Origin of the sequence: Oceanimonas smirnovii ATCC BAA-899, from assembly GCF_000381965.1 — a bacterium.
Taxonomy (GTDB): Bacteria; Pseudomonadota; Gammaproteobacteria; order Enterobacterales; family Aeromonadaceae; genus Oceanimonas; species Oceanimonas smirnovii.
Genome location: NZ_KB908454.1, coordinates 91,502 through 116,941 on the forward strand (window position 1 = coordinate 91,502; position 25,440 = coordinate 116,941).

Consider the following 25,440-nt stretch of genomic DNA (forward strand, 5'->3'; position numbering starts at 1 on the left):
CCCATGGCCTATCAGGTTCCGCTGCTGATCAACGGCAGCATGGTGCAAAGCAAAACACAGCAGTGGCTGGAAGTGACCAACCCGGCCAGCCAAAAGGTGATTGCTCATTTGCCTTGTGCCACCGCTGATGAAGTAAAGGCGGCGATAGCGGCGGCAAAAAACACCTTTGAACAGTGGCAACGGGTGCCGGTGCCGGAGCGGGCGCGATTAATGCTGCGCTACCAGGCCCTGCTCAAGGAGCACCATGACGAGCTGGCGCAACTGCTCAGCCGGGATACCGGCAAAACCCTGGAAGATGCCAGAGGTGATGTGTGGCGGGGCATAGAGGTGGTGGAGCAGGCCGCCAATATCAGCTCACTGACCCTGGGAGAAATCCAGACCGAGGTGGCCACCGGCGTGGACTGTTACAGCTTCAGTCAGCCTATTGGTGTGTGTCTGGGCATCACTCCCTTTAACTTTCCGGCCATGATCCCCCTGTGGATGTTTCCGCTGGCTATCGCCTGCGGCAATGCCTTTGTACTGAAGCCGTCCGAGCAGGACCCGCTGGTGCCCATGGAGCTGGCGAGATTATTTAAAGAGGCCGGTGCACCCGATGGCCTGCTGAATATTGTGCATGGCGGGCCTGAGGTGGTGGATCAGCTGCTCACACACGACGACATTGCTGCCGTGTCTTTTGTGGGTTCGGTGGCCGTGGGCAGGCATGTGTATCGCGCCGCCACCGACCGGTTAAAACGAGTGCAGGTGTTTGCCGGGGCAAAAAACCATATGGTGGTGATGCCGGATGCCAACAAGCTGCAGGCCATCAATAATCTGGTGGGTGCTTCTGTGGGGGCTGCCGGCCAGCGCTGCATGGCCATTTCGGTAGGCGTGCTGGTGGGCGAGGCCCAGGCGTGGATTCCCGATATTAAAGCAGCACTGGCGAAGGTGCAGCCCGGAGTCTGGAATGATCCACAAGCCGGTTACGGTCCGTTAATCAGTAAAGCCGCTAAAAAACGGGTGCTGGCGCTGATTGAGGCGGGCAAGCAGGAAGGGGCCGACTGTCTTCTGGATGGCAGTGACTGCACCGTGAGCGAGCATCCGGACGGCAACTGGGTAGGCCCCACTCTGTTTGCCGGCGTCACCCCTGCCATGCGCATTTATACCGAAGAAATTTTTGGCCCCGTGCTGTTGTTAATGGCAGCCGACAGCCTTGAGCAGGCCATTGCCCTAGTGAACGTCAACCCTTATGGCAACGGTACCGCCATTTTTACCGCCTCGGGGGCGGCGGCGCGTAAATACCAGCAAGAGATACAGGTGGGGCAGGTGGGCATTAATGTGCCTATACCGGTGCCGCTGCCGTTTTTTTCCTTTACCGGCTGGCGCGGCTCTTTTTATGGCGACTTGCATGCCTACGGTAAACAGGCGGTGCGCTTTTATACCGAAACCAAAACCGTCACCGCCCGCTGGTTCGACGATGATGTGGCAGCCGGCCCCAATATGTCGATTCATTTGAAATGATGAGCACAGCGGGAAGGGTGTCTGCTGTTTGGGTGCTCCTGCCAAGCGAAGAATCAGCAGGGTTACCTGCGCCGACACGCTGCGAGTACATCCATGTAGCGCTCGGCAAATGCCATCCCTGGCATTTGACGGTCGGCTCCGGCAATCCCTGCTGCTTCTTCGCTTCACGCCGGTGTCGCCTTATAAATGTCGTCAGGCAACTCGGCATTTTCCCGAAGAGCAAAGGGTGTCTGCTTCGCCGTACCCTCTGCGCCATGGATGGCGCAGCGGAGCCCCCATGGAGGGGTTTACGGCGTGTCGGCGAAGTAGTGCCCTTTGCTCGAAGGCAGGCAGGAATTTGCAGTCAACGTTTGGTTGTCAGTCAGGAGGAGCCATGAACTTTGAACTGAATGAGGATCAGCGGGCCTTTGTGGCGCTGGCGGGAGAGTTTGCCGACAAGGCGCTGGCCCCTTTTGCCGCAGAGTGGGACAAAGAACATCACTTTCCGGTGGAAACCCTGCAGCAGGCGGGTGAACTGGGCTTTTGTGCGCTTTATACGCCGGCAGACGCGGGCGGGCTGGGCTTATCAAGACTCGATGCCAGCCTGATTTTTGAACGGCTGGCCATGGGCTGTACCTCCACGACCGCCTTTCTCACCATTCATAATATGGTCACCTGGATGATTGCCAGTACCGCAGAAAAAGCGGTCTGGGAGCAATGGCGGGAAGGCATGATCAGTGGCCGTTTGCTCGGTTCCTATTGCCTTACCGAGCCCAATGCCGGCTCCGATGCCGCATCCCTGAAAACCCGGGCGAAAAAAGTGGGTGACCACTATGAACTGACCGGTAGCAAGATGTTTATCTCGGGGGCAGGCAGCACCCAGGTGCTGGTGGTCATGGCCCGCACCGGCGGTGATGGCCCCGGCGGCATTTCCGCCTTTGCTTTGAATGCCAACAGCCCCGGCATTGAGTACGGCCGGCCTGAAGACAAGATGGGCTGGCACAGTCAGCCCACCCGCAGTGTCACCTTTGACGGCGTGCGGGTGCCCGCCAGCCAGTTGCTGGGGCGGGAAGGCGAAGGCTTCAAGCTCGCCATGAAGGGGCTGGATGGTGGCCGTATCAATATCGCCAGCTGCTCATTGGGCACGGCGCAACAGGCGCTGAACCTGGCGCGCAATTACCTGCAGGAGCGCAGCCAGTTTGGCCGCAAACTGGCGGATTTTCAGGCGCTGCAGTTCACCCTGGCCGATATGGCCACCGAGCTGGTAGCGGCCCGCCAGCTGGTACGGCTGGCCGCCAGCTGGCTGGATGCCAGTCACCCGGATGCCACTACTTATTGCGCCATGGCCAAACGCTTCGCCACCGACGTGGGTTTTAACGTCTGCGATCAGGCGCTGCAGCTTTATGGCGGCTATGGCTATATTCGGGAATATCCATTGGAGCGCCATGTGCGCGATACCCGGGTGCACCGCATTCTGGAAGGCACCAATGAAATCATGAAACTGCTGATCGCCCGCCGGCTGCTGAGCGAAGGCGATGACCTGCAATAAAAAATGTAACTATCAGGAGGTGCCATGAGTGTCACAGTAAGCCGGCAGCCTGCTGCCGACGGCCGCGATATCGGCCGGCTGGTGCTGGATCGGGAAGCGCAGCTGAATGCCCTTAATCAGGACATGATTGAAACCATGCTGACCACACTGCAGCAATGGCAGCAAGACGATGACATTGTCGCTGTGGTGCTGGAAGGAGCAGGTAGCAAGGCCTTTTGTGCCGGTGGTGATGTGGTGGGGCTGAGCAAGGCGATTGCTGCTGCCCGGGCCGGCTGCGGCAGGCACGAACTGGGTGCCGTGCCCGGAGCGGCGGCGCGCTTTTTTGAGCGCGAATACCGGCTCGATTATCTGTTGCATACCTTTGCTAAACCAGTGGTCTGCGTGGGCTCCGGCATAGTGATGGGCGGCGGCATGGGATTGTTTACCGCGGCTGGTCAGCGCATTGTGACCGAGCGCAGCCGGCTGGCCATGCCCGAAGTCACCATTGCCCTTTATCCGGATGTGGGCGGCAGCTGGTTTCTGAACCGCCTGCCGCCCGGGCTGGGCGAATTTATTGCCCTGACCGGCTGCTCGCTCAATGCCCAAGACAGCCTCTGGCTGGGGCTGGCCAACCGTTTTATAGCCGAAGACAAGCTGAGTGAACTCTGGCCCAGACTGCAGCAAGAAAAGAGCAGTCCGGCCAGTGTGCTCAGACAACTGGAAGCCGAATCAGCTGAAGCTCTGGCTCAGCTCGACTCACCTTTACGCCGGCATCAGGACTTAATTCAGCAACTGATGGACAAAGACACCCTGGCCGACAAGGTCAACGCCATACTGGAAGTGAGCACCGAAGACGACTGGTTCTGGCGAGCCAAGCAAACCCTGGCCGCAGGCAGCCCCCTGGCCATGGCGGTGATCCACCGGCAACTGGCGCGCTGCCGGCATTTCTCGCTGGCGCGGGTATTTCAGGCCGAGCTGGATTTGTCGGTGCAGCTATGCCGCTTTCGTGAGTTTGCCGAAGGCGTACGCGCTCACCTGATTGACAAGGACAAAACCCCCGACTGGACTTACACCAGCCTGAGCGAAGTGGACACAGCACTGCTCGACACCCTGTTCACGTCCCCCTGGGGCCTGAGTCCACTGGCGGATCTCAGGTAAGCAACAAAATATTCAGTTTGCGCCCAAGCAGGCCATGCTGATGTTGAGACGGAGATCCGGAGGAACAGCTTCACGACCGATCAAATGCCATGGATGGCATTTGCCGAGCGTTACATGGAGGTACTTGAAGCGTGTCGTGAAGTTGGCCCTCGGGGCGACGTAAGCTGAAGGAGGCACACTATGGCGACGATTGCATTTATCGGCCTGGGTAATATGGGGCTGCCCATGGCAGCAAACCTTATCAGGGCCGGGCATCAAGTGCAGGTCTACGATCTGCAACCAGAAGCAGTCAGCCGGGCCGCAGCCCTGGGCGCCATTCCCCACACCACGGCAGTGGCAGCGGTCAGCCATGCCAACGTGGTGATCTCCATGTTGCAGAGCGGGCAGCAGATCGAGGCGCTGTACAGCAGTAACAAGGGGCTCTTTGGTCATCTGGCTCCGGGCTGCTTGGTCATTGACTGCTCCACCATAGAAGCGGACACCGCCAGAAAAATGGCCGATATGGCCACAAAACACGGGCTCGACTTTGTGGATGCGCCTGTCTCCGGCGGCGTGGCCGGAGCCGAGGCGGGTACACTCACCTTTATTGTTGGTGCCAGCGAAGAGCAGTTCGCCCGGGCTCAGCCGGTGTTGGCGCATATGGGAAAAAAGGTGCTGCATGCCGGCCCTCATGGGGCCGGCCAGGTAGCCAAGGCCTGTAACAACCTGCTGCTGGCCGCACAAATGGCCGCCAGTTGCGAGGCGCTTAATCTGGGAATGGCCCACGGCCTGGACGCCGCCGTATTATCGGAGATCATTCAGCAGAGCTCGGGTAATAACTGGGTGATGGAGCACTACAATCCGGTACCCGGTGTCATGGAAAGTACCCCCGCCAGCCATGGCTATCACGGCGGCTTTCAGGTCAGTCTGATGTGCAAGGATCTGGGGCTGGCCATGAGCCTCAGCCAGGCCAGTGGTTCGCCGGTGCCCATGGGCTCGGCGGCGCGGGCCCTGTTCAGCTTTCATCACAGCGCAGGTCATGGCGGGCTCGACTTCTCCAGCCTGTTCCGGTTTTATCATCAGGGAGAGGACTAAATGGATATTAAAGGCAAGGTAGTGGTGATTACCGGTGCCGGCCGCGGCCTTGGAAAAGCAATGGCTTATCATCTGGCCCGGCAGGGGGCGACGCTGGCACTGCTCGATACCAACGAGCAGGATCTGGCCAAAAGCGGTGAAATGGTCGCCGCTGCCGGTGCCCGGGTGGCGGTATACCTGTGCGATGTGGCCGATGAAGCTCAGGTAACCGACTGTTTTGGCCATATAGTACGGGAGCTGGGCGGCCTGAATGTGCTGGTCAATAATGCCGGTGTGATGCGTGATGCGCTGCTGGTAAAGCTGGAACAGGGTAATATCAGCCGCACAATGAGCCTGCAAGACTGGCAGCAAGTGATTGATGTTAATCTTACCGGCAGCTTTCTCTGTGGCCGGGAAGCCGCCGCCATTATGGCCGAGCGGGGAGAGGGCGGTCTGATTATCAATATTTCTTCCGTTGCCAGAGCCGGTAATCCGGGGCAAAGTAACTATGCTGCCAGCAAAGCAGGGGTAGCGTCTCTGGTGGTGGGCTGGGCCGGGGAGCTGGCCCGCTTTGGCATTCGGGTGGCGGGAATCGCGCCGGGCGTGATCAGTACTGACATGACAGCACAAATGAAACCTGAAGCCATGGCACGCATTACTCAGCGCATTCCTGCTGGCCGGCTGGCGAAGGTGGATGAGTTGCTGCACAGCCTGCAATATATTATTGAAAACGACTATTTCAACGGGCGCATAGTGGAAATGGATGGCGGTTTGCGGTTGTAAACCAGGGTTTTGTGATCCTCGTCGGCAAGGTTAACACTAAAGTCTATCTTGTTAACAGACAGTGGTAAGCGTATTGTTTTTTGCAACGCACAGCAACGGAACGTGCCCTTGCGTTAACAGAGCTAAACAAAAAAATAACCATAACCACTGCCATACCCCTGAACGCATTGATTCCTTACGAGGGAACATTGCCTTCAGGGTTTTTTTATATTACATGCCGGAATAATTAGGTCCGCTGCCGCCTTCCGGTGGCACCCAGGTGATATTTTGTGCCGGATCCTTGATATCACAGGTTTTGCAGTGCACACAGTTGGCGGCATTAATCTGAAATACCGGCTTGCCATTCGTCTTTATCACTTCGTAAACGCCCGCAGGGCAATAGCGCTGCGCCGGCTCATTAAAGCGGGGCAGGTTATCCCGCACCGGCAGCCGTGGGTCTGCAAGGCGCAAATGGCAGGGCTGATTTTCATCGTGGCCGGTATTGGCCAAATGTACCGACGACATGCGATCAAAGGTCAGCACGCCGTCGGCCTTGGGATAAATAATGGGTGTGCAGTCTGCTGCCGGCTTGAGGGCAGCATGATCCTGTATGCGATCCTTCAGCGCAAACGGCAACCAGCCACCCGGCAGGCTTTGGCTCAGCCAGTTTACGGCCCCGCCGGCCCAGGGGCCAAGCTGATGCAATGCAGGAACAAAGTGCCGGGCCTGTTTCAGCTCGGTATGCAGCCAGCTGTTTTTCATATGAGTGTCAAACACTGTCAGCTTGTCGCCGCGCCGGCCTTCGGCTAATGCCGGCACCAGGGCGTCGGCGGCCAGCAGGCCCGACTTCATGGCAGTATGAATCCCCTTGATGCGCGCGCCGTTGAGTGTGCCCGCATCACAACCCAGCAGCAGGGCACCGGGCAGCACCATTTGCGGCAGTGAATTCAGCCCGCCCTTGGTGAGCGCTCTGGCCCCCCAGGACAGCCGCTCGCCGCCCCACAAGTGACGGGCCAGCAGCGGATGCTGTTTCAGCCGCTGAAACTCCTGAAAGGGATCCAGATGCGGATTCTGATAATTAAGATCCACAATCAGACCGACCGAAGCCAGGCCGTCGTCGCCGTGATAGAGAAAAAAACCGCCGCCATTATTGCCCAGTGGCCAGCCGCCGCCGTGCACCACCAGACCTGGCTGATAACGCTTTGAATCCAGCCGCCACAGCTCCTTAAAGCCAATGGCGTAATGCTGAGGATCCCGCCCTCTGTCCAGCGCAAAACGGTCGATCAGGCTCTTGCCGATATGTCCCCGGCTGCCTTCGGCAAACAGTGTGTATTTGGCATGCAGCTCCATGCCCGGCATATGGCCGGCCCTGGCCGAGCCATCGGCGGCCACCCCCATATCGCCGGTGAGTACACCGCATACGGCCCCTTGTTTGTCGAACAGCGCCCCGGCTGCGGCAAATCCCGGGAATATGGCCACGCCCAGCTCTTCGGCCTGTCGGGCCAGCCAGCGGCACAGCTTACCCAGGCTGACGATATAACTACCCTTGTTATGCAAGGAGCGGGGCACCAGCAAGGGCGGCAGCTCCAGGCCACCCTGTTCACTGCTCAGCATATAAAAATGCTCATTGCCAACCTGAGTGTTCACCGGCGCGCCACGCTCATGCCAGTCGGGAAACAGCTCACTCAGGGAGCGCGGGTCAAGCAGAGCACCCGACAATATATGGGCACCTACTTCAGCGCCTTTTTCGACTACGCATACACTCGGCTTCAGGCCCGCTTTGTTGGCTTTCTGCATCAGGCGGCAGGCCGCCGTCAGCCCTGCCGGGCCGGCCCCCACTATCACGACATCAAACTCCATCGACTCCCGTTCCATTGCGCTCTCCTGCCAGACTGCTCTGGCTAAAGTATTGTATTGGCGGCGATATTTAACAAATCGCCGATGCGGCAGAATCGACTAGTATTAAGTCGGACTGATTGATCCCGGGAGCGAGCATGAAAGTACTGGTAACCGTCAAGCGGGTGATTGACTACCATGTTCGGGTGCGTGTGCGTGCCGATGGCAGCGACGTGGATCTGAGCAACGTTAAAATGGCCGCCAACCCCTTTTGCGAAATTGCCGTGGAAGAAGCGGTGCGCATGAAGGAAAAGGGCTGGGTGTCCGAGATAGTGGCCGTCAGCATAGGTCCGGCCGACGCCGGGGAGCAGTTGCGGGCCGCGCTAGCGCTGGGAGCCGACAGCGCCATTCTGATAGAAACTGATAAGCCCGCCGAGCCCCTGGCAGTGGCCCGGTTGCTGGCAGCATTGTGTGAGCGCGAACAGCCCGATCTGGTGATCATGGGCAAACAGTCTATCGACACTGACCATAATCAGGCCGGACAAATGCTGGCGGCGCTGAACGGCTGGCCTCAGGCCACCTTTGCCTCGGCCATTGAACGTGAAGGCGACGAGCTGCTGGTCACCCGGGAAATGGACGGTGGTCTGCGCACCCTGCGCCTTGCGCCACCGGCGGTCATCACCACGGATCTTCGGCTGAACGAGCCCCGCTTTGCATCCTTGCCCAACATAATGAAAGCCAGACAAAAGCCACTGGCCAGCCTGACTCCCGACGCGCTTGGGGTAGCCATTGAGCCCCATGTGCGCCTGCTGAGTGTCAGCGAGCCGCCGCTGCGCAAGGCGGGCATCAAGGTGGCCGATGTGGCCGAGCTGGTAACCAGACTGAAAACCGACGCCAAGGTGATCCCATGAGCATACTGGTGATAGCCGAACACGATAATCAGACCCTGAACTTCAATACACACAAGGTAATAAGTGCGGCCAAACAGCTGCAGGGCGAGATACACCTGCTGGTAATGGGCCATGACTGTGCCGCCGTGGGGGAGCAGGGCAGCCGCCTTGCTGGTGTAACCAGGGTGCTGCTGGCAAATGATGCCCTCTATCAGCATCAGCTGGCGGAGCCCTGTGCCGCCCTGGTGTCGCGGCTGGCCACCGAATATCGTCATGTGCTGGCACCGGCCTCCACCTTTGGCAAGGATATGCTGCCCAGAGCTGCCGCCCTGCTGGGGGTGGGCATGGTGGCCGATGTGGTGGCCATTGAAAGCGAAGACATTTTTGTGCGCCCCGTTTATGCCGGCAACGCCCTGGCCAGAGTGCAGTCACTGGATGCGGTCAGCCTGCTGACCATTCGCCCTGCCGCCTTTGACGCGGCGGCTGAAAGCGGTGAACCCGTGCCGGTGGAAAAGCTGGCGGCGGTGCCGGTGGAAAACAGCAGCCGTTTTGAGCGGGATGAGTTGAGTGTCAGCGAGCGTCCGGAACTGACTTCGGCCCGGGTGGTGGTCTCCGGCGGGCGGGGCCTGGGAACCAAAGAGCAGTTTGCCCTGTTGGAGCAACTGGCAGACAAGCTGAATGCCGCCATTGGTGCCAGCCGGGCGGCGGTGGATGCAGGCCTGGCCGACAACGCTCAGCAGGTAGGGCAAACCGGCAAAATAGTGGCACCCGAGCTGTATATTGCCGTGGGCATCTCCGGTGCCATTCAGCATCTGGCCGGGATCAAGGATGCCAGGGTGATAGTGGCCATCAACAAGGATGAAGACGCCCCCATCTTTGAGGTGGCCGACTACGGCCTGGTGGCAGACTTGTTCGACGTTTTGCCCGAGCTGATCGACAAACTTTGAAGGGCAGGGAATAGGGAGCAGGGATTAGGGAATGGGAGTCCCCATTCCCTCAGAAATCACATTCTCTGCTCGAGGCCCATGTCCCAGAAGTCGATTTCAAGTCTTGTGGCGTCATTAAAAATACGGCACAGCTGCTTAAAGCGGGACGCCGGCACTTCCGCCAGACGCTCGTTCAGCCAGGCAATTTCAGCCTGCGCGGCAGCCTGAAATTCGGCGCTTTCATACATGGCAATCCAGGCTTCATAAGGGTTGGCGTCGCCGCGCACCGTGGCAGGCTGCTTCGTCAGCCAGCTTGCAATCTCGGCGTAGCCCACCAGGCAGGGGGCCAGCGCCACATGCAGATCCAGCAGATCACCCCGGTTGCCGGTGTCCAGCACATAACGGGTGTAGGCCAGTGTAGCGCGGGCTTCCGGCAGCGCCGCCAGCTCCTGTTCGCTGATACCCCACTGGTTGCAGTAGTCGATATGCAGCCCCAGCTCCAGATCAATAATGGCATCCAGCCCGGCCTTGGCATGACGCAAATCACTCAGGGTAGGGCTTTTATAGGCTGCCAGAGCAAAGGCGCGGCCAAACTGAATAAGAAAAAGGTAATCCTGTTTCAGATAATGACGAAAGGCGTCGGGGGCCAGGGTGCCATCACCCAGCTTGCACACAAAGTCATGCTGCAGGTAGTCGCGCCAGTTGTGTTCGCAGTGCTTTTTCAAATCATTGAAAGTAAAGCTCATTTCATATCCTTATTAGTGAGAAACCGCCGTGCCGGCGGTGAGTGAGCCGGCATGGCCCATTCTGACCCGGCGGCAAATAATGGCAAGGGCGTAAATGTTATCCTGTTGTAATAAAACTACGTTAACGGTTATAGTGACCGGCATTCGAACGAGAAAATGCCGTATGGCGGGACCATTGTTTCATTGTCGTAAACGGGCTTCTTGCGTATAATGTGACCCCGTCTCGAATTCCACATTTCATTCGTTCCCAAGCTTTTCAGGTTCAGCATGACGACTAAATATATATTTGTTACTGGCGGGGTGGTCTCCTCCCTGGGCAAAGGCATTGCAGCAGCCTCTCTGGCCGCTATCCTCGAAGCCCGAGGCCTTAATGTGACCATCATGAAGCTGGATCCCTACATTAACGTGGATCCGGGCACCATGAGCCCCACCCAGCACGGTGAAGTCTTCGTGACCGATGATGGTGCCGAAACCGATCTGGACCTGGGCCACTATGAGCGGTTCATTCGTACCAAAATGACCCGTCGCAACAACTTCACCTCCGGTCGTGTATACGCGGATGTGCTGCGCAAGGAACGACGCGGAGATTATCTGGGTGCCACCATTCAGGTGATTCCTCACATTACCAACTCCATCAAGGACCGCGTTATCGCCGGTGCCGAAGGCCATGAAGTGGCCATAGTGGAAGTGGGCGGCACTGTCGGTGACATAGAGTCACTGCCGTTCCTTGAAGCCCTGCGCCAGCTGGCGGTGGAAGTGGGCCGGGAAAACACCCTGTTCATGCACCTGACTCTGGTGCCCTATATGGCTGCTGCCGGTGAGGTAAAAACCAAGCCTACCCAGCACTCGGTAAAAGAACTGCTGTCTATCGGCATTCAGCCCGATGTGCTGATCTGCCGCTCCGACCGGGTTATTCCGGCAGTGGAGCGGGGCAAGATAGCCCTGTTCTGTAACGTGTCTGAAAAGGCCGTTATCTCTCTGAAAGACGTCGACTCCATCTACAAGATTCCGGCGTTGCTCAAGTCTCAGGGGCTGGACGAACTGGTGGTCAAGCGCTTTGGCCTGACATGCCCGGCGGCGGATCTGTCCGAGTGGGAGCAGGTTATTTACGAAGAAGCCAATCCGGTAGGTGAAGTGACCATCGGCATGGTGGGCAAATACATAGAGCTGCCCGATGCCTACAAGTCGGTGAACGAGGCGCTCAAGCACGGTGGCCTGAAAAATCGTCTTACCGTTAATATCAAATACATCGACTCCCAGGATCTGGAAAGCAAAGGCACCGGCCTGCTGGAAGGTCTGGATGCCATTCTGGTGCCCGGCGGCTTTGGTGCCCGTGGTGTGGAAGGCAAGATCATGGCGGCCCGCTATGCCCGGGAAAACCGGGTGCCTTATCTGGGTATCTGCCTGGGTATGCAGGTGGCACTGATTGAATATGCCCGTAACGTGGCCGGCCTGGAAGGCGCTCACTCCAGTGAGTTTGATCCCAAGAGCCCTTATCCGGTGGTGGGTTTGATCACCGAATGGGTGGACGAAGAAGGCAATGTGGAAATGCGGGACGAAGAGTCCGATCTGGGCGGCACCATGCGCCTGGGCGCTCAGCTGTGTCACCTGGCACCGGGCTCCAAGGTTCATGCTCTTTATGGCTCCGACACCATCTACGAGCGCCATCGTCACCGTTATGAAGTGAACAATCGTCTGCTGCCCAAAATTGAAGCGGCAGGCCTGAAGGTGACCGGCCTTTCCGCCGACAAGAAGCTGGTGGAAATTATCGAAAACCCGGATCATCCCTGGTTCGTGGCGGCTCAGTTCCACCCCGAATTCACCTCCACCCCCCGCGATGGTCATGGCCTGTTTGCCGGCTTTATAAAGGCGGCCGGCCAGTACCAGCAGGGAGAGCTGGAGTAACCAGTACCAACGGCTGACCCCTTGGGTCGGCCGTAATTTTTAGTGCGTTAGTTAGGTTTTACGTTTAACTCAAGAGGAAAGTGAGAATGGCTAAGATCGTTAAAGTGATCGGTCGTGAGATCATCGATTCCCGTGGTAACCCCACAGTGGAAGCCGACGTTTACCTGGAAGGTGGTGTAATGGGCCGTGCAGCAGCACCGTCCGGTGCCTCTACCGGTTCCCGCGAAGCGCTGGAACTGCGTGACGGCGACAAATCCCGCTACCTGGGCAAGGGCGTACAGACCGCCGTTGCCAACATCAACGACCGCATTGCTGCCGCTCTGACAGGCAAGGACGCCACCCAACAGGCCGAGATCGACCAGATCATGATCGATCTGGACGGTACCGATAACAAAGCCACTTTGGGTGCCAATGCCATTCTGGCCGTGTCTCTGGCCAACGCCAAAGCTGCCGCTGCCGCCAAGGGGCTGCCGCTGTACGCCTGGATTGCCGAGCTGAACGGTACTCCCGGTCAGTACTCCATGCCGCTGCCCATGATGAACATCATCAACGGTGGTGAGCATGCCGACAACAACGTCGACATTCAGGAGTTCATGATCCAGCCGGTGGGTGCCAAAAATATCAAGGAAGCCCTGCGCATTGGTGCCGAGGTATTCCACAACCTGGCCAAGGTACTGAAGGCCAAGGGCCTGAGCACCGCCGTGGGTGACGAAGGTGGTTTTGCTCCCAACCTGGAGTCCAACGCTGCCGCCCTGGCTGCCATCAAGGAAGCCGTTGAGCAGGCCGGCTACACCCTGGGTAAAGATGTGACCCTGGCCCTGGACTGTGCCTCTTCCGAGTTTTATGAAGACGGCAAGTACAACATGAAGGGCGAAGGCAAGATCTTCACCTCCGAGCAGTTCTCCGATTATCTGGCCGAGCTGTGCCAGCAGTACCCGATCGTTTCCATTGAAGACGGTCAGGACGAGTCCGACTGGGACGGTTTTGCCTACCAGACCAAGATTCTGGGTGACAAGGTACAGCTGGTGGGTGACGATCTGTTTGTAACCAATACCAAGATCCTGAAGGAAGGCATCGACAAGGGCATCGCCAACTCCATTCTGATCAAGTTCAACCAGATTGGCTCCCTGACCGAAACCCTGAACGCCATCAAAATGGCCAAGGACGCCGGCTACACCGCCGTTATTTCTCACCGCTCCGGTGAAACCGAAGACGCCACCATTGCCGACCTGGCTGTGGGCACCTGCGCCGGCCAGATCAAAACCGGCTCCATGAGCCGCTCCGACCGCGTTGCCAAGTACAACCAGCTGATCCGCATCGAGGAAGAGCTGGGTGCCAAGGCTCCGTTCAACGGTCTGTCCGAGGTTAAAGGCCAGGCCTAATGCCTGACCCTGCTGTCTGTTAAAGGCAGACTGCCGGGAAGTCGAACCGGGAGGGCAAAGGGAACTGCAGAGCCGACCGTCAAATGTCAGGGATGACATTTGCCGAGCGTCCCATGGATGGGCTTGAAGCGTGTCGGCGGCGCAGTCCCTTTGTACGACCTTGCTCCCGTGACTGCAGACCGCTTTCGTTGTTATCCTGAAACCCCGCCTTGTGCGGGGTTTCTTTTGTTCGGCCGTCGAATATGGGAAACTAGCCGCCTTGTTCCGGAGGATGAATGCGCACCCTGACGCTGATACTGCTTGCCCTGCTGGCCACCCTGCAATACCACCTGTGGCAGGGTAAAAACGGCCTGGCCGAATACCATGAAGCGGCCGCCAATGTAGAACGCCAGCTTGTTGATAATGAACGCCTGGCCGAGCGAAATGCCCTGTTATACCGCGAAATCAAGGATCTCAACCAGGGTCTGGCTGCCGTGGAAGAACTGGCCCGGAATGATCTGGGCATGATTAAACCCGACGAAACCTTCTACCGAATTCTGCTTCCGGAAGACAAACCAGCACAATGATCAAGATGACCGCCGTGGTACCGGCCGCCGGCGTAGGCAAACGCATGGGCAGCACCATTCCCAAGCAATATCTGCCCCTGGGTGATAAAACCGTACTGGAGCACACGCTGATGCGTCTGCTGTCGCACCCGGCGATTGAGCGGGTGGTGGTGGCAGTCAGCCCGGAAGATCAATGGTTCGGCACTTTGCCGCTGGCGTCCGATCCGCGCATAGCGCGGGCTGCCGGAGGCCGGGAGCGGGCCGACTCAGTGCTTAATGCGCTGACGCAGGTCACCAGTGAACAAGTCCTGGTGCACGATGCCGCCCGGCCCTGTCTGGCCATGGAGGATCTCGACGCCTTGCTGGCGGCAGCCAACCAGCCGCAGGGAGCCATACTGGCCAGCCGGGTACGAGACACCATGAAGCGCGGAGACGGCTGTGGTGCCATCGCTGAAAGTGTGTCCCGCAACGAACTCTGGCATGCGCTTACGCCCCAGTGTTTTAACACGCGGAAGCTGCAGCAGGCATTGAGCAAGGCGCTGGAACAAGGCCTGACCATTACCGACGAAGCGTCCGCCATGGAGCTGGCCGGCTTTCACCCTTTGCTGGTGCCGGGGCGCGCCGACAACATTAAAATCACGCAGCCGGAAGATCTGGCCCTGGCCGGCTTCTTTCTGCAGCAGCTTAAAGAGAACAACTCATGATGCGAATCGGGCACGGGTTTGACGTGCATAAATTTGGTGGTGACGGCCCCTGTATGCTGGCCGGTGTGGCAGTCCCTTATGAGCAGGGGCTGCTGGCCCATTCCGACGGAGACGTTATTCTGCACGCTCTGAGCGATGCCCTGCTCGGTGCCATCGGGGCCGGCGATATCGGCCGGCATTTTCCTGATACCGATGCGGAATTTGCCGGCATCGACAGCCGCATTCTGTTGCGGAATGTATACGCTCAAGTGCTGAGCGCCGGCTATGTGCTGGGTAATGCGGACGTTACCGTCATGGCCCAGGCACCCAAGCTGGCACCTTATATCGACACCATGACTGCCACCATTGCACAAGATCTGCAGGCAGCGGTATCGCAAATTAACGTCAAGGCCACCACCACCGAAAAACTGGGGTTTGTGGGCCGTAAAGAGGGCATAGCGGCAGAAGCCGTGGTGTTACTGGTAAAAGCATGAATAACTGGCATTATCTCCATGGTGAGCCCACCGTCAGCGGCCGGCTCAAGGCCGAGCCCGAACATTTTATTGTGCGTGAAGATCTGGGCTTTGTCCCGGGTGGTGAAGGCGAACATATTTTTCTGCATATTCGCAAGCGCGGACAAAACACTCAGTGGATAGCCCGGGATCTGGCAAAACTCGCCGGTGTTGCTCAGCGGGATGTCACCTGGGCCGGCCTCAAGGACCGCCATGCGGTTACCGAGCAGTGGTTTGGCGTGCATCTGCCGGGCAAGGAGATGCCCGACTTCTCGCCGCTGGAAAGCGATGATGTGCAAATTCTGGCCATTGCCCGGCACAATAAAAAGCTGAAAACCGGCGCGCTCAAGGGTAACTGGTTTGAGCTGACCCTGACCGAACTTGACGGCGAAGGTGATCTTGATGCCCGTCTGCAGGCCATTGGCAAGCGGGGCGTGCCCAACTATTTTGGCGATCAGCGCTTTGGCCACAACGGCGGCAATATCGAGCAGGCCAGAGCCATGTTTGGCGGAAAACGTATCAAGGATCGCAATAAGCGGTCGATGTACTTGTCGGCGGCCCGCAGTTATCTGTTTAACCTGGCTGCCAGCCAGCGCCTGGCTGAAGGCAGGGGGGAGCAGCTGCTGAACGGCGACTGCGTCATGCTGGCGGGCAGCCAGTCGTTTTTTACCCTGAATGACGACAATCCGCTCAACGAAGACATACAGGCCCGTTTTGCCAGTGGAGATATTCGCCTGAGTGCCCCTCTCTGGGGGCGTGGCCGGCTGCCGGCAGAAGATGAGGCCGGCACTCTTGAGCAAACAGCGCTGGAAGGTCAGCAGGCGCTGATGGCCGGACTGGAAGCCAACGGCCTTAAGCAGGAGCGCCGCGCTCTGCTGCTTAAACCTGAGCAACTGAGCTGGCAGCGTGATGGCGACCGGCTGACACTGTCGTTCTGGTTACCGGCAGGCACCTATGCCACCAGCCTGGTGCGGGAACTTATCAAAGAAAAGGAACTTCATGAAAATACTGGTGAGTAATGATGACGGTGTAAACGCCAGGGGCATTCGCGAGCTCAGCCGGGCACTGTCGGAATTTGCCGAAGTAGTGACAGTGGCACCGGATCGCAACCGCAGCGGTGCCAGTCACTCCCTGACGCTGGAAGTGCCTCTGCGGGCCGACAAGCTGGATGAATCCGGCTTTTATTCCGTCAAGGGCACGCCCACCGACTGCGTACACTGGGCGGTCAATCACCTGCTGGATCCGGACCCGGATCTGGTGGTAGCAGGCATTAACCATGGTGCCAACCTGGGGGACGACGTGCTCTACTCGGGCACGGTAGCGGCGGCCACCGAGGGCCGTCATCTGGGGCTGCCGTCCCTGGCCATCTCTCTGTGTGGTGACAAACACTTTGAAACTGCAGCCCATTTTGCCGGTGTCATGGTGCAGGGGTTGCTGCGTGCGCCGCTTTACTCCAATCAGATTTTAAACGTCAATGTTCCCGACTTGCCCCTGGCAGAAATTCGGGGTATCAAGGTGACTCGTCTGGGTAACCGCCATCGTTCCGATGCGGTGCTCAGGGAGTTTGACCCCAGGGGCCGGCCCATTTACTGGATAGGTCCTCCCGGGGCTATTCAGGATGCCGGTGAGGGCACCGACTTCGACGCGGTAGAGCGGGGCTTTGTGTCCATTACGCCGCTCACCATAGATCTGACCGCTTACGACCAGATGGCGGCACTGTCCCGCTGGATTGAGGATGTGGAGTAAAGAGGGTGCGTACAGAGCAGCTTTATCACCTGCTGAAACAGCAGGGCATTGATAATGAACAAGTGCTGAAGGCCATTACCGCTCTGCCCCGGCACGAGTTTGTGGATGAAGCCATGAGCCATAAGGCCTGGGACAACAGCGCCCTGCCCATTGGCTTTGGCCAGACCATCTCGCAGCCTTATATAGTAGCGCGCATGACTCAGACGCTGCTGCAGGACGGCCTGCCGCAAAGAGTACTGGAAATTGGCACCGGCTCAGGTTTTCAGACCGCCGTGCTGGCTCAGCTGGTAGACGAGGTTTTTACCATAGAGCGCATCAAGCCGCTGCAATATCAGGCACGGCGTCGGCTGCAGCGCCTTGATTTATATAATGTACGCACCAAACACGGCGATGGCTGGGAAGGCTGGGCCAGCAAGGCGCCCTTTGATGCCATTATTGTGACGGCGGCGGCCAGCTCGGTGCCCTCGGCGTTACTGGCGCAGCTGACGGATGGCGGTCGCATGGTCATTCCGGTAGGAGACAGCCAGCAGGCACTGTGGCTGTATCAGCGCCGGGGCAATCAATTTGATCGCACCATGCTTGAGCCGGTGCGGTTTGTTCCTTTAATTCAGGGTGATCTTGAGTGAAGCTGTTTTCCCGTTTGTACCGTTTGGTGATGATGTGGGCGGTACACCGCCATGCACCTTTTTATCTGTCCATGAACAGTTTTGTGGAGTCCATCTTCTGGCCGGTGCCGGTGGATGTCATGCTGGCCCCCATGGCGCTGGCAAAGCCGGAAAAGGCCTGGCGTTATGCTGCTCTGGCCACTGTGTTCTCGGTATTGGGGGCGGCGTTTGGCTATCTTCTGGGTTATGCCATGTGGGAGCCGCTGGTCGCGCCTTTTATTCAGACCATGGGCTATGAAGGTAAAATTGCCGTGGCCCGGCAGTGGTTTGATGACTGGGGCATCTGGGTGATCTTTATTGCCAGCTTTACTCCCATTCCCTACAAGGTGTTTACCGTGACTGCCGGTCTGCTGCAAATGGCCTTTCTGCCTTTTATTCTGGTGTCGCTGATAGGCCGTGGCCTGCGTTTTTATCTGGTCTCGGGACTGATGGTGTGGGGCGGCGTAAAAATGGAACGCAAGCTCATTGGTTATATTGATCTGCTGGGCTGGCTGTGCGTTGCTGCCGCCGTGATCGCTTACCTGCTGCTGAGAAACTGATGATGTGGCGGAGCAAGACCTTAAAAGGAGCTGTGATCAGTCTGGTACTGTTGCAGTTGCTTTCGGCCTGCTCTGCCTCACGGCCTGCACCGGTGCGCGGTGTGGGTGAACATGCTCAGGGTCAGGTAAAAGCCAACGGTCGTCATTATGTGGTGGCGAGGGGGGATACCCTTTATTCCATTGCCTGGCAGGCGGGCACGGATGTGACCACTCTGGCCCGGCATAATGGCCTGCGGGCTCCTTACCGTATTTATCCCGGACAGACGCTCAAGCTGGACGTGCCAGGCCGCAAGGCGCGCATATATCAAGTGCGCCGGGGCGATACGCTCAGCGGCATTGCCCGCCGGACTCAGCACTCAGTGGCCGACCTGGCCAGCCTGAACGGACTGCGTCCGCCTTACCGGATTTATGTGGGTCAGAAACTGGCGTTGCATGCCATCAGCCAGCCGGTGGTCGCTGCCGGGTCCCGGGCGAAACCAGCCCCGCCTGTATCCAAAAAAACAGAGGTTGCAAAATCGCCAAAGGCAGTTGCACCGGTCAAAAGAAAAGCATACGCTGGCACAGAAGTACAAAAAAAAGCGTCTGTCAATGGTCCTGTTGCCTGGCAGTGGCCCGTCAGCGGAGCAGTCATATCGGGTTTCTCACTGTCGGAAACCGGCAATAAGGGCATCGACATTCGTGGCAGCAGAGGCCAGGCGGTCAAGGCTGCTGCAGCAGGAAAAGTGGTATACGCAGGGAATGCGCTACGTGGTTATGGCAATTTAATCATTATCAAGCACAACGATGATTACTTGTCGGCCTACGCTCACAATGAAGTACTGCGTGTAAAAGAGCAGGACACGGTGAAAGCAGGTCAGCACATAGCGGATATGGGAAGCAGTGATGCGACTGATGTCCGGTTGCACTTTGAAATCCGGCATCAGGGCAACTCGGTTGACCCGAGAAAATATCTGCCTAAGCGATAAATACCGGGAATAAGGCTGTTCCCGGGTTAAGGGAGAACTGCCATGAGCCAGAAAAAGTACAACACCCAAAACGCAGAAACAGACTTTAACAAGGACGAAGAGCTGAATGTCACTGATGTTGAGCTGGCTGAAGCTGAAGAAAAAGAGGATGAGCAGGCAGAAGAAACCCTGAGTGCACCGGTTCTGCGGAGTCTGGATGTGACTCAGCTGTACCTGGGAGAGATAGGCTACTCACCGCTGCTGACCGCTGAAGAAGAAGTTCATTACGCCCGCCGGGCTTTGCGTGGCGATCTTGCCGCCCGCAAGCGGATGATTGAGTCCAATCTGCGGCTGGTGGTTAAAATTTCCCGTCGTTATAACAACCGTGGCCTGGCCCTGCTTGATTTGATTGAAGAAGGTAACCTGGGCCTGATCCGCGCGGTGGAAAAGTTTGATCCCGAGCGCGGTTTTCGTTTCTCTACCTATGCCACCTGGTGGATCCGTCAGACCATAGAGCGGGCTATTATGAACCAGACCCGCACCATACGCCTGCCCATTCATGTGGTAAAAGAGCTGAACGTTTATCTGCGCACCGCCCGTGAGCTGGCCCACCGGCTGGATCACGAGCCCACCGCTGATGAAATTGCCGAGGCCCTCGACAAACCGGTGGAAGACGTATCCCGCATGCTCAAGCTGAATGAAAAGATCAGCTCGGTCGATACGCCCATTGGCGGTGACGGTGACAAGGCGCTGCTCGATGTGCTGGCCGATGAGAACGACAAGGATCCGGAAGCCGAAACCCAGGACAACGACATGAATGTAAGCCTGGTGCGTTGGCTGGAAGAGCTTAACCCCAAGCAACGGGAAGTGCTGGCCAGGCGTTTTGGTCTGCTGGGCTATGAGCCGTCCACCCTGGAAGACGTGGGCCGGGAAATTGGCCTGACCCGCGAGCGGGTTCGCCAAATTCAGGTAGAAGCCCTGCGCCGGCTGAAAGAAATTCTCACTCAGCAGGGCCTGAGCATCGATACCCTGTTTCACAGCGAATAACGAAAAACAAAGCTGGAAGCCGTAAGCTGTCAGCTGTAAGTGGTGGAGCTTGAAAGCCATCGACTGTGCTTGTGACTTCGGCATACCCTGAAGGGCTGTACAAAAAACCGGCAGAGCTCGTCGTTCTGCCGGTTTTTTAATGCTGAATAGTGCCGGTATCAGACAGAGCCGGGTTCACAAACACGACTGATAACCTTCCAGGCTGCTCCTCTGGTAGCTGACAGCTTAAAGCTTACAGCTGTCTTTTCTGGCCTCTTTCAACCGGTACAGCTGCTCCAGCGCCTGGCGCGGAGTGAGCTCGTCCGGGTTCAGTTCATCCAACAAGGTCAGCGCCGGATGCTCCGGCTCATCAAACAGCGGCAGCGAGCCCTGAGGCTCGGCTGTGGCCGGCTCGGGGGCCGGACGGCCGCTTTCCAGCTCGGCCAGTTTTTGCCGCGCCAGGGTGAGCACCGGCCTGGGCACGCCTGCCAGCGCCGCCACCTGCAAACCATAAGAGCGGCTGGCGGCCCCTTCCTGTACCGCATGCATAAAGGCGATGGTATCGCCGTGCTCCACCGCATCCAGATGCACATTGGCCACTGCCGGCCACAGTGCTGCCAGGGCGGTCAGCTCAAAATAATGAGTGGCAAACAGAGTATAGGCGTGCAGCCGGTTGGCCAGTGCATCGGCACAGGCCCAGGCAAGGGCCAGACCGTCATAGGTGCTGGTGCCGCGGCCGATTTCGTCCATCAAGACCAGGCTGTGGCGGCTGGCGTTGTTAAGAATATTGGCGGTTTCGGTCATTTCCACCATAAAGGTGGAGCGGCCCGAGGCCAGATCGTCGGACGCACCGATGCGGGTAAAAATCCGATCCACCCGGCCGATGCGGGCCGATTGGGCCGGCACAAAAGAGCCCATGTAGGCCAGCAGCACAATGAGTGCGGTCTGGCGCATATAGGTGGACTTGCCGCCCATGTTGGGGCCGGTGATCACCAGCATTTTGCGTTCATCAGACAATGACAGCGGGTTGGCAATAAAGGGATCCGTCATCACCTGCTCCACTACCGGGTGGCGGCCTTCCTCTATCGTTATCACTTCATCGTCGGTCAGCTCAGGGCGGCAATAATCCAGGCTTTCGGCCCGCTCAGCCAGGTTGGCCAGCACATCCAGACAGGCCAGCGCCGCCGCACTTTGCTGCAGCGGTGCCAGATGCTCCAGCAGCCGGTCGAGCAGTTGTTCGTACAGGCGTTTTTCCAGTGCCAGCCCTTTACTCTGGGCATTGAGCACCTTGTCTTCATATTCCTTAAGCTCGGGAATAATGTAGCGCTCGTTGTTTTTCAGGGTCTGGCGGCGCACATAATGCACCGGCACCAGATGAGCGTTGGCCCGGCTCACATCAATATAAAAACCGTGCACCTTGTTATAAGCCACTTTCAGGGTGCTGATGCCGGTGGCAATGCGCTCCCGGGCTTCAAGCTCCTCCAGATAGCGATGCGCCCCGGCGGCCAGCTCACGCAGCTCATCCAGCTCGGCGTTGTAGCCATCGCGGATCACGCCACCGTCCCGAATCACCACCGGTGGCGTATCGACCACGGCGGTCTCCAGCAGCTCGGCCAGCGCGGGAAAGTCACTGATCTGTTGGGCCAGCGGTGTCAGGCATTCAGCCCCGGCCTCGGCCAGCACCGCCTGAATGTCGGGCTGGGCCTGCAGCGCGGCACGCAGCCGGCTTAAGTCCCGGGGCCGGGCCGAGCGCAGCGCCAGCCGGGCCAGTACCCGTTCCATATCGCCCACCTGACGCAGCAGCGGGTGCAGGTCTTCATGGCGGCCGTTTTCCATCAGGGTGGCGATAATATCCTGACGCTGTGTCAGCTCTTCTTTGTTGCGGCTGGGCTGGTGTATCCAGCGCTTGAGCAGCCGGCTGCCCATGGGGGTGGCGGTGCAGTCCAGTACTTCGGCCAGAGTATTTTCCATGGTACCCGAAAGGTTCAGGGTCAGCTCCAGGTTACGACGGGTGGCAGCATCCATGATCACCATGTCCTGACGCCGCTCCAGCCGCACACTGTTGATATGGGGCAGGGCGGTGCGCTGAGTATCTTTTACATACTGCAGCAGGCAGCCGGCAGCGCACAGGGCGGTGGTGGACTGCTCCACACCAAAACCCACCAGATCCCGGGTGCCGAACTGCTGGCACAGCAGATGGCGGGCGGTACCCGGATCAAATTCCCACTCCGGCCGGCGGCGCAGGCCCTTACGCTGCTCGATAAGGCCAAACCACTCAAAACCTTCCGGATACAGCAGCTCGGCGGGCTGAGTGCGCTGCAGCTCGGCGGTGAGGGTTTCGGCTTTTTCAAACTGATTGATCACAAAACGACCGGTGCTGACATCCAGAATGCCGTAACCGAAACGTTCGCCGTCGTGATACACAGCCGCCAGACAGTTGTCCTGACGCTCATTGAGCAGGGCTTCATCGGACAGGGTGCCCGGAGTGACAATGCGCACCACCTGACGCTCCACCGGCCCCTTGCTGGTAGCCGGGTCGCCAATCTGCTCACAAATGGCCACCGACTCGCCCATCTGCACCAGCCGCGCCAGATAGTTTTCTGCTGCGTGGTAGGGCACCCCGGCCATGGGAATGGCGGTGCCCGCCGACTTGCCCCGCTTGGTCAGGGAGATATCCAGCAGCCGGGACGCTTTTTTGGCATCGTCGTAAAACAGTTCGTAAAAATCCCCCATGCGATAAAACAGCAGAATGTCTGAATGCTGTGCCTTCAGGGCCAGATATTGCTGCATCATGGGCGTATGCGGGGAATTTTCCTGATTCATAATGAAATCACAGCCTTTTGTCGTTGTGTTACGAGGTAGTGCTCAATGCTGTTGGCACCCTTGAGCCTGGGCCTGCATAATACCAGCTAATTAAATCAGGCACATGAAGGTGAGCATGAGCACAGACACACTGGCACAGCAATTGGGTGAAGCGCTGCAGGCAAAAGGCATTATGATGACCACTGCCGAGTCCTGCACCGGCGGTGGCATTGCCGCCGCCATCACAGACATTGCCGGCAGCTCGGCCTGGTTTGACCGGGGCTTTGTGACTTATTCCAATGCCGCCAAGCACGAGATGCTGGGGGTGGATATGGCGCTGATAGAGCGCCACGGCGCAGTCAGCCGGGAAGTGGCCGAAGCCATGGTACGCGGTGCCTGTGCCGCCTCTGGCTGTGGCTTTGGTGTGGCGGTGACCGGTGTGGCCGGCCCCGGTGGCGGCAGCCCGGAAAAACCCGTGGGCACAGTGTGGCTGGCTTGTTACTCTGTGGCACAAAATAAGCTTGATTGCCGGCTGCTGCAGCTGGACGGCAACCGGGCCGCAGTGCGCCGGCAAACCGTGGTCAATGCGCTTGAGGCCTGCCTGACCCTGCTTGAGCAAAACCCGACTTGATACTGTACGAATAACCAGTATACTCAGCGTTAATTACTACAATTCAGCACCAGCCAATTTCAGTGGAGCATGTTATGGATCAGAACAAAGAAAAAGCCTTGGCCGCCGCCCTGGGCCAGATTGAAAAGCAATTTGGCAAAGGCTCTATCATGCGTTTGGGCGACAATAAGGCGCTGAATGTTGAAGCCATTTCTACCGGCTCCCTGTCTCTGGACATTGCTCTTGGCATTGGTGGTCTGCCTACCGGTCGTATTGTAGAAATCTATGGTCCCGAGTCTTCCGGTAAAACCACCCTCACTCTGCAGGTGATCGCTCAGGCCCAGCGCGCCGGCAAGGTGTGTGCTTTTGTGGATGCCGAACACGCACTGGATCCGGTGTATGCCGGTAAACTCGGCGTCAACGTAGACGATCTGCTGGTATCCCAGCCCGACACCGGTGAACAGGCGCTGGAAATCTGTGACATGCTGGTGCGTTCCGGCGCGGTAGATGTCATCATTGTTGACTCTGTGGCTGCACTGACGCCCCGCGCCGAAATTGAAGGCGAGATGGGTGACTCTCATGTGGGTCTGCAGGCTCGTCTGATGTCTCAGGCGCTGCGTAAGCTCACCGGTAATATCAAGAGCGCCAACTGTCTGTGCATCTTCATCAACCAGATCCGTATGAAGATTGGTGTCATGTTCGGCAGCCCCGAAACCACCACAGGCGGTAACGCCCTTAAGTTCTACTCTTCCGTGCGTCTCGACATTCGCCGTATCGGCTCTATCAAGGAAGGCGATGAAGTGGTGGGTAACGAAACCCGGGTGAAAGTGGTCAAGAACAAGGTAGCGCCGCCGTTCAAGCAGGCTGAGTTCCAGATCATGTATGGTGCCGGTATCTCCAAGGAAGGTGAGCTGATTGAGCTGGGCGTGAAGCATAAGCTGATTGAAAAAGCCGGTGCCTGGTACAGCTACAAGGGTGACAAAATTGGTCAGGGCAAGGCCAACTCCATTAAATATCTGCTGGAGCACACCAATATTGCCGAAGAAATTGAGCAGCAGCTGCGTGAAATGTTGCTGCTGGCACCGGGCTCTGCCAAGGAAGAAGGTAACGGCAAGGGTGAAGCCCTGCCGGAACTGGACGGCCCTGACGATAACGCCGAATTCTGATAACAAGGCCGGGCAATGCCCGGCCTTTGTGTTAAGAGACAGGCATGTTATTTGAATCATCCAATCCGGATCAGCCCGTGTGGGACTGTGCCCTGCGAATTCTGTCCCGGCGGGATCACAGCCGGCGGGAACTGGAGCAAAAGCTGCGCCAACGCGAGTTTGAGCAGGAGGCCATTACCCGCACCCTGAACAAGCTGGAGCAACAGCAATGGCTGCAGGACGCGCGCTTTGCCGAAGTGCAGGTGCGTCAGCACATCTACAAAAAGCATGGTCCTCAGCGTATTCGTGCCGAGCTGCAGCGCAAAGGCGTTCATCCCGACGAGATTGCCACAGCGCTTGAACAAGAAGAAACCGACTGGTTTGAGCTGGCCCGGGAGTGTCATTTCGCCCGTTTTGGTGATGCCCCCATTCCCGATTTCAAAGAGCGGGCCCGGCGCATGCGTTATCTGCAGGCGAGGGGGTTTGGCCCGGATCACATTCGTTATGCCCTTGAAGCCGGCGACCAATAACGCTTTTTCGCACCCACGCGCGCCATGACGC

General features: G+C 58.1%; 24 protein-coding genes. 21 read left to right on the forward strand and 3 right to left on the reverse strand.

Features of this window, described 5'->3' with window-relative positions; all coding sequences use genetic code 11:
* Positions 1–3: 3 nt before the first annotated feature.
* From G364_RS0100420 to G364_RS0100440, 5 genes are all read left to right on the forward strand, one after another.
* The gene (locus tag G364_RS0100420; RefSeq protein ID WP_019933168.1) at positions 4–1,497 is read left to right on the forward strand and encodes a CoA-acylating methylmalonate-semialdehyde dehydrogenase; all 1,494 of its coding nucleotides are present in this window, start codon (positions 4–6) and stop codon (positions 1,495–1,497) included.
* Between the two features lie 373 nt (positions 1,498–1,870).
* On the forward strand, positions 1,871–3,025 hold the full coding sequence (locus G364_RS0100425) for an acyl-CoA dehydrogenase family protein (RefSeq protein WP_019933169.1): 1,155 nt from the start codon (positions 1,871–1,873) through the stop codon (positions 3,023–3,025).
* 24 nt (positions 3,026–3,049) lie between these two features.
* Positions 3,050–4,162 carry an enoyl-CoA hydratase/isomerase family protein gene (locus G364_RS0100430; protein ID WP_019933170.1) on the forward strand — a complete coding sequence of 371 codons (1,113 nt, stop codon included), beginning with the start codon at positions 3,050–3,052 and terminating at the stop codon, positions 4,160–4,162.
* Between the two features lie 180 nt (positions 4,163–4,342).
* Positions 4,343–5,236, forward strand: a complete 894-nt coding sequence (gene mmsB / locus G364_RS0100435) for a 3-hydroxyisobutyrate dehydrogenase (RefSeq protein ID WP_019933171.1) — start codon at positions 4,343–4,345, stop codon at positions 5,234–5,236.
* Positions 5,237–5,998: an SDR family NAD(P)-dependent oxidoreductase gene (locus G364_RS0100440; protein WP_019933172.1), complete on the forward strand. Its 762-nt coding sequence runs from the start codon at positions 5,237–5,239 to the stop codon at positions 5,996–5,998.
* A gap of 210 nt (positions 5,999–6,208) precedes the next feature.
* Here the strand turns inward: G364_RS0100440 and G364_RS0100445 are convergent, their stop codons facing one another.
* Positions 6,209–7,852 (reverse strand): electron transfer flavoprotein-ubiquinone oxidoreductase, encoded by a 1,644-nt coding sequence (locus tag G364_RS0100445; RefSeq protein ID WP_019933173.1) that lies wholly within the window; start codon positions 7,850–7,852, stop codon positions 6,209–6,211.
* Between the two features lie 119 nt (positions 7,853–7,971).
* On the opposite strand from G364_RS0100445, the gene G364_RS0100450 reads away from it, so the two are divergent.
* On the forward strand, positions 7,972–8,724 hold the full coding sequence (locus G364_RS0100450; RefSeq protein WP_019933174.1) for an electron transfer flavoprotein subunit beta/FixA family protein: 753 nt from the start codon (positions 7,972–7,974) through the stop codon (positions 8,722–8,724).
* Positions 8,721–9,650, forward strand: coding sequence for an electron transfer flavoprotein subunit alpha/FixB family protein (locus G364_RS0100455; protein ID WP_019933175.1), 930 nt, complete (start codon positions 8,721–8,723; stop codon positions 9,648–9,650). The genes G364_RS0100450 and G364_RS0100455 overlap by 4 nt, the downstream gene beginning before the upstream one ends.
* Before the next feature lie 56 nt (positions 9,651–9,706).
* On the opposite strand, the gene tenA is transcribed toward G364_RS0100455, so the two are convergent.
* Positions 9,707–10,375: a thiaminase II gene (gene tenA, locus G364_RS0100460; RefSeq protein WP_019933176.1), complete on the reverse strand. Its 669-nt coding sequence runs from the start codon at positions 10,373–10,375 to the stop codon at positions 9,707–9,709.
* Positions 10,376–10,642: 267 nt separating this feature from the next.
* Here tenA and pyrG point away from each other — a divergent pair, with 267 nt between their 5' ends.
* The 11 genes from pyrG (at position 10,643) to rpoS (ending at position 20,343) form a co-directional block, all read left to right on the forward strand.
* Positions 10,643–12,280 (forward strand): glutamine hydrolyzing CTP synthase, encoded by a 1,638-nt coding sequence (pyrG, locus tag G364_RS0100465; RefSeq protein WP_019933177.1) that lies wholly within the window; start codon positions 10,643–10,645, stop codon positions 12,278–12,280.
* 86 nt (positions 12,281–12,366) lie between these two features.
* Complete coding sequence (gene eno / locus G364_RS0100470) at positions 12,367–13,662, forward strand: phosphopyruvate hydratase (RefSeq protein WP_019933178.1); 1,296 nt, start codon at positions 12,367–12,369, stop codon at positions 13,660–13,662.
* A gap of 275 nt (positions 13,663–13,937) precedes the next feature.
* Complete coding sequence (gene ftsB, locus G364_RS0100475) at positions 13,938–14,228, forward strand: cell division protein FtsB (protein ID WP_019933179.1); 291 nt, start codon at positions 13,938–13,940, stop codon at positions 14,226–14,228.
* Entirely contained in the window at positions 14,225–14,911 is a 687-nt protein-coding gene (gene ispD, locus G364_RS0100480; RefSeq protein WP_019933180.1) for a 2-C-methyl-D-erythritol 4-phosphate cytidylyltransferase, read from the forward strand. Before ftsB ends, ispD begins: the two co-directional genes overlap by 4 nt.
* Positions 14,908–15,384: a 2-C-methyl-D-erythritol 2,4-cyclodiphosphate synthase gene (ispF, locus tag G364_RS0100485; protein ID WP_019933181.1), complete on the forward strand. Its 477-nt coding sequence runs from the start codon at positions 14,908–14,910 to the stop codon at positions 15,382–15,384. Before ispD ends, ispF begins: the two co-directional genes overlap by 4 nt.
* The gene (gene truD, locus G364_RS0100490; protein WP_019933182.1) at positions 15,381–16,421 is read left to right on the forward strand and encodes a tRNA pseudouridine(13) synthase TruD; all 1,041 of its coding nucleotides are present in this window, start codon (positions 15,381–15,383) and stop codon (positions 16,419–16,421) included. The genes ispF and truD overlap by 4 nt, the downstream gene beginning before the upstream one ends.
* Positions 16,402–17,148 carry a 5'/3'-nucleotidase SurE gene (gene surE / locus G364_RS0100495; RefSeq protein WP_019933183.1) on the forward strand — a complete coding sequence of 249 codons (747 nt, stop codon included), beginning with the start codon at positions 16,402–16,404 and terminating at the stop codon, positions 17,146–17,148. The genes truD and surE overlap by 20 nt, the downstream gene beginning before the upstream one ends.
* A gap of 5 nt (positions 17,149–17,153) precedes the next feature.
* Positions 17,154–17,774 (forward strand): protein-L-isoaspartate(D-aspartate) O-methyltransferase, encoded by a 621-nt coding sequence (locus G364_RS0100500; protein ID WP_019933184.1) that lies wholly within the window; start codon positions 17,154–17,156, stop codon positions 17,772–17,774.
* The gene (locus G364_RS0100505; protein ID WP_019933185.1) at positions 17,771–18,352 is read left to right on the forward strand and encodes a YqaA family protein; all 582 of its coding nucleotides are present in this window, start codon (positions 17,771–17,773) and stop codon (positions 18,350–18,352) included. The genes G364_RS0100500 and G364_RS0100505 overlap by 4 nt, the downstream gene beginning before the upstream one ends.
* A 32-nt stretch (positions 18,353–18,384) precedes the next feature.
* Positions 18,385–19,317: a peptidoglycan DD-metalloendopeptidase family protein gene (locus tag G364_RS0100510; protein WP_019933186.1), complete on the forward strand. Its 933-nt coding sequence runs from the start codon at positions 18,385–18,387 to the stop codon at positions 19,315–19,317.
* A gap of 42 nt (positions 19,318–19,359) precedes the next feature.
* Positions 19,360–20,343, forward strand: coding sequence for an RNA polymerase sigma factor RpoS (gene rpoS, locus G364_RS0100515; RefSeq protein ID WP_019933187.1), 984 nt, complete (start codon positions 19,360–19,362; stop codon positions 20,341–20,343).
* A 225-nt stretch (positions 20,344–20,568) separates the two neighbouring features.
* Here the strand turns inward: rpoS and mutS are convergent, their stop codons facing one another.
* Complete coding sequence (gene mutS, locus G364_RS0100520; RefSeq protein WP_026344574.1) at positions 20,569–23,148, reverse strand: DNA mismatch repair protein MutS; 2,580 nt, start codon at positions 23,146–23,148, stop codon at positions 20,569–20,571.
* Positions 23,149–23,248: 100 nt separating this feature from the next.
* Between mutS and G364_RS0100525 the strand changes: the two genes are divergently transcribed.
* From G364_RS0100525 to G364_RS0100535, 3 genes are all read left to right on the forward strand, one after another.
* Positions 23,249–23,755 (forward strand): CinA family protein, encoded by a 507-nt coding sequence (locus tag G364_RS0100525; protein ID WP_026344575.1) that lies wholly within the window; start codon positions 23,249–23,251, stop codon positions 23,753–23,755.
* Positions 23,756–23,829: 74 nt separating this feature from the next.
* The gene (gene recA / locus G364_RS0100530; RefSeq protein ID WP_019933190.1) at positions 23,830–24,900 is read left to right on the forward strand and encodes a recombinase RecA; all 1,071 of its coding nucleotides are present in this window, start codon (positions 23,830–23,832) and stop codon (positions 24,898–24,900) included.
* A gap of 44 nt (positions 24,901–24,944) precedes the next feature.
* Positions 24,945–25,409 carry a regulatory protein RecX gene (locus tag G364_RS0100535; protein ID WP_019933191.1) on the forward strand — a complete coding sequence of 155 codons (465 nt, stop codon included), beginning with the start codon at positions 24,945–24,947 and terminating at the stop codon, positions 25,407–25,409.
* Positions 25,410–25,440: the final 31 nt, after the last annotated feature.

Bases quoted from the DNA above. Each gene is read 5' to 3' on its own strand.
- G364_RS0100420 (WP_019933168.1), top strand. From the start codon at position 4: ATGGCCTATCAGGTTCCGCTGCTGATCAACGGCAGCATGGTGCAAAGC.
- G364_RS0100425 (WP_019933169.1), top strand. From the start codon at position 1,871: ATGAACTTTGAACTGAATGAGGATCAGCGGGCCTTTGTGGCGCTGGCG.
- G364_RS0100430 (WP_019933170.1), top strand. From the start codon at position 3,050: ATGAGTGTCACAGTAAGCCGGCAGCCTGCTGCCGACGGCCGCGATATC.
- mmsB (WP_019933171.1), top strand. From the start codon at position 4,343: ATGGCGACGATTGCATTTATCGGCCTGGGTAATATGGGGCTGCCCATG.
- G364_RS0100440 (WP_019933172.1), top strand. From the start codon at position 5,237: ATGGATATTAAAGGCAAGGTAGTGGTGATTACCGGTGCCGGCCGCGGC.
- G364_RS0100445 (WP_019933173.1), bottom strand. From the start codon at position 7,852: ATGGAACGGGAGTCGATGGAGTTTGATGTCGTGATAGTGGGGGCCGGC.
- G364_RS0100450 (WP_019933174.1), top strand. From the start codon at position 7,972: ATGAAAGTACTGGTAACCGTCAAGCGGGTGATTGACTACCATGTTCGG.
- G364_RS0100455 (WP_019933175.1), top strand. From the start codon at position 8,721: ATGAGCATACTGGTGATAGCCGAACACGATAATCAGACCCTGAACTTC.
- tenA (WP_019933176.1), bottom strand. From the start codon at position 10,375: ATGAGCTTTACTTTCAATGATTTGAAAAAGCACTGCGAACACAACTGG.
- pyrG (WP_019933177.1), top strand. From the start codon at position 10,643: ATGACGACTAAATATATATTTGTTACTGGCGGGGTGGTCTCCTCCCTG.
- eno (WP_019933178.1), top strand. From the start codon at position 12,367: ATGGCTAAGATCGTTAAAGTGATCGGTCGTGAGATCATCGATTCCCGT.
- ftsB (WP_019933179.1), top strand. From the start codon at position 13,938: ATGCGCACCCTGACGCTGATACTGCTTGCCCTGCTGGCCACCCTGCAA.
- ispD (WP_019933180.1), top strand. From the start codon at position 14,225: ATGATCAAGATGACCGCCGTGGTACCGGCCGCCGGCGTAGGCAAACGC.
- ispF (WP_019933181.1), top strand. From the start codon at position 14,908: ATGATGCGAATCGGGCACGGGTTTGACGTGCATAAATTTGGTGGTGAC.
- truD (WP_019933182.1), top strand. From the start codon at position 15,381: ATGAATAACTGGCATTATCTCCATGGTGAGCCCACCGTCAGCGGCCGG.
- surE (WP_019933183.1), top strand. From the start codon at position 16,402: ATGAAAATACTGGTGAGTAATGATGACGGTGTAAACGCCAGGGGCATT.
- rpoS (WP_019933187.1), top strand. From the start codon at position 19,360: ATGAGCCAGAAAAAGTACAACACCCAAAACGCAGAAACAGACTTTAAC.
- G364_RS0100525 (WP_026344575.1), top strand. From the start codon at position 23,249: ATGAAGGTGAGCATGAGCACAGACACACTGGCACAGCAATTGGGTGAA.
- recA (WP_019933190.1), top strand. From the start codon at position 23,830: ATGGATCAGAACAAAGAAAAAGCCTTGGCCGCCGCCCTGGGCCAGATT.
- G364_RS0100535 (WP_019933191.1), top strand. From the start codon at position 24,945: ATGTTATTTGAATCATCCAATCCGGATCAGCCCGTGTGGGACTGTGCC.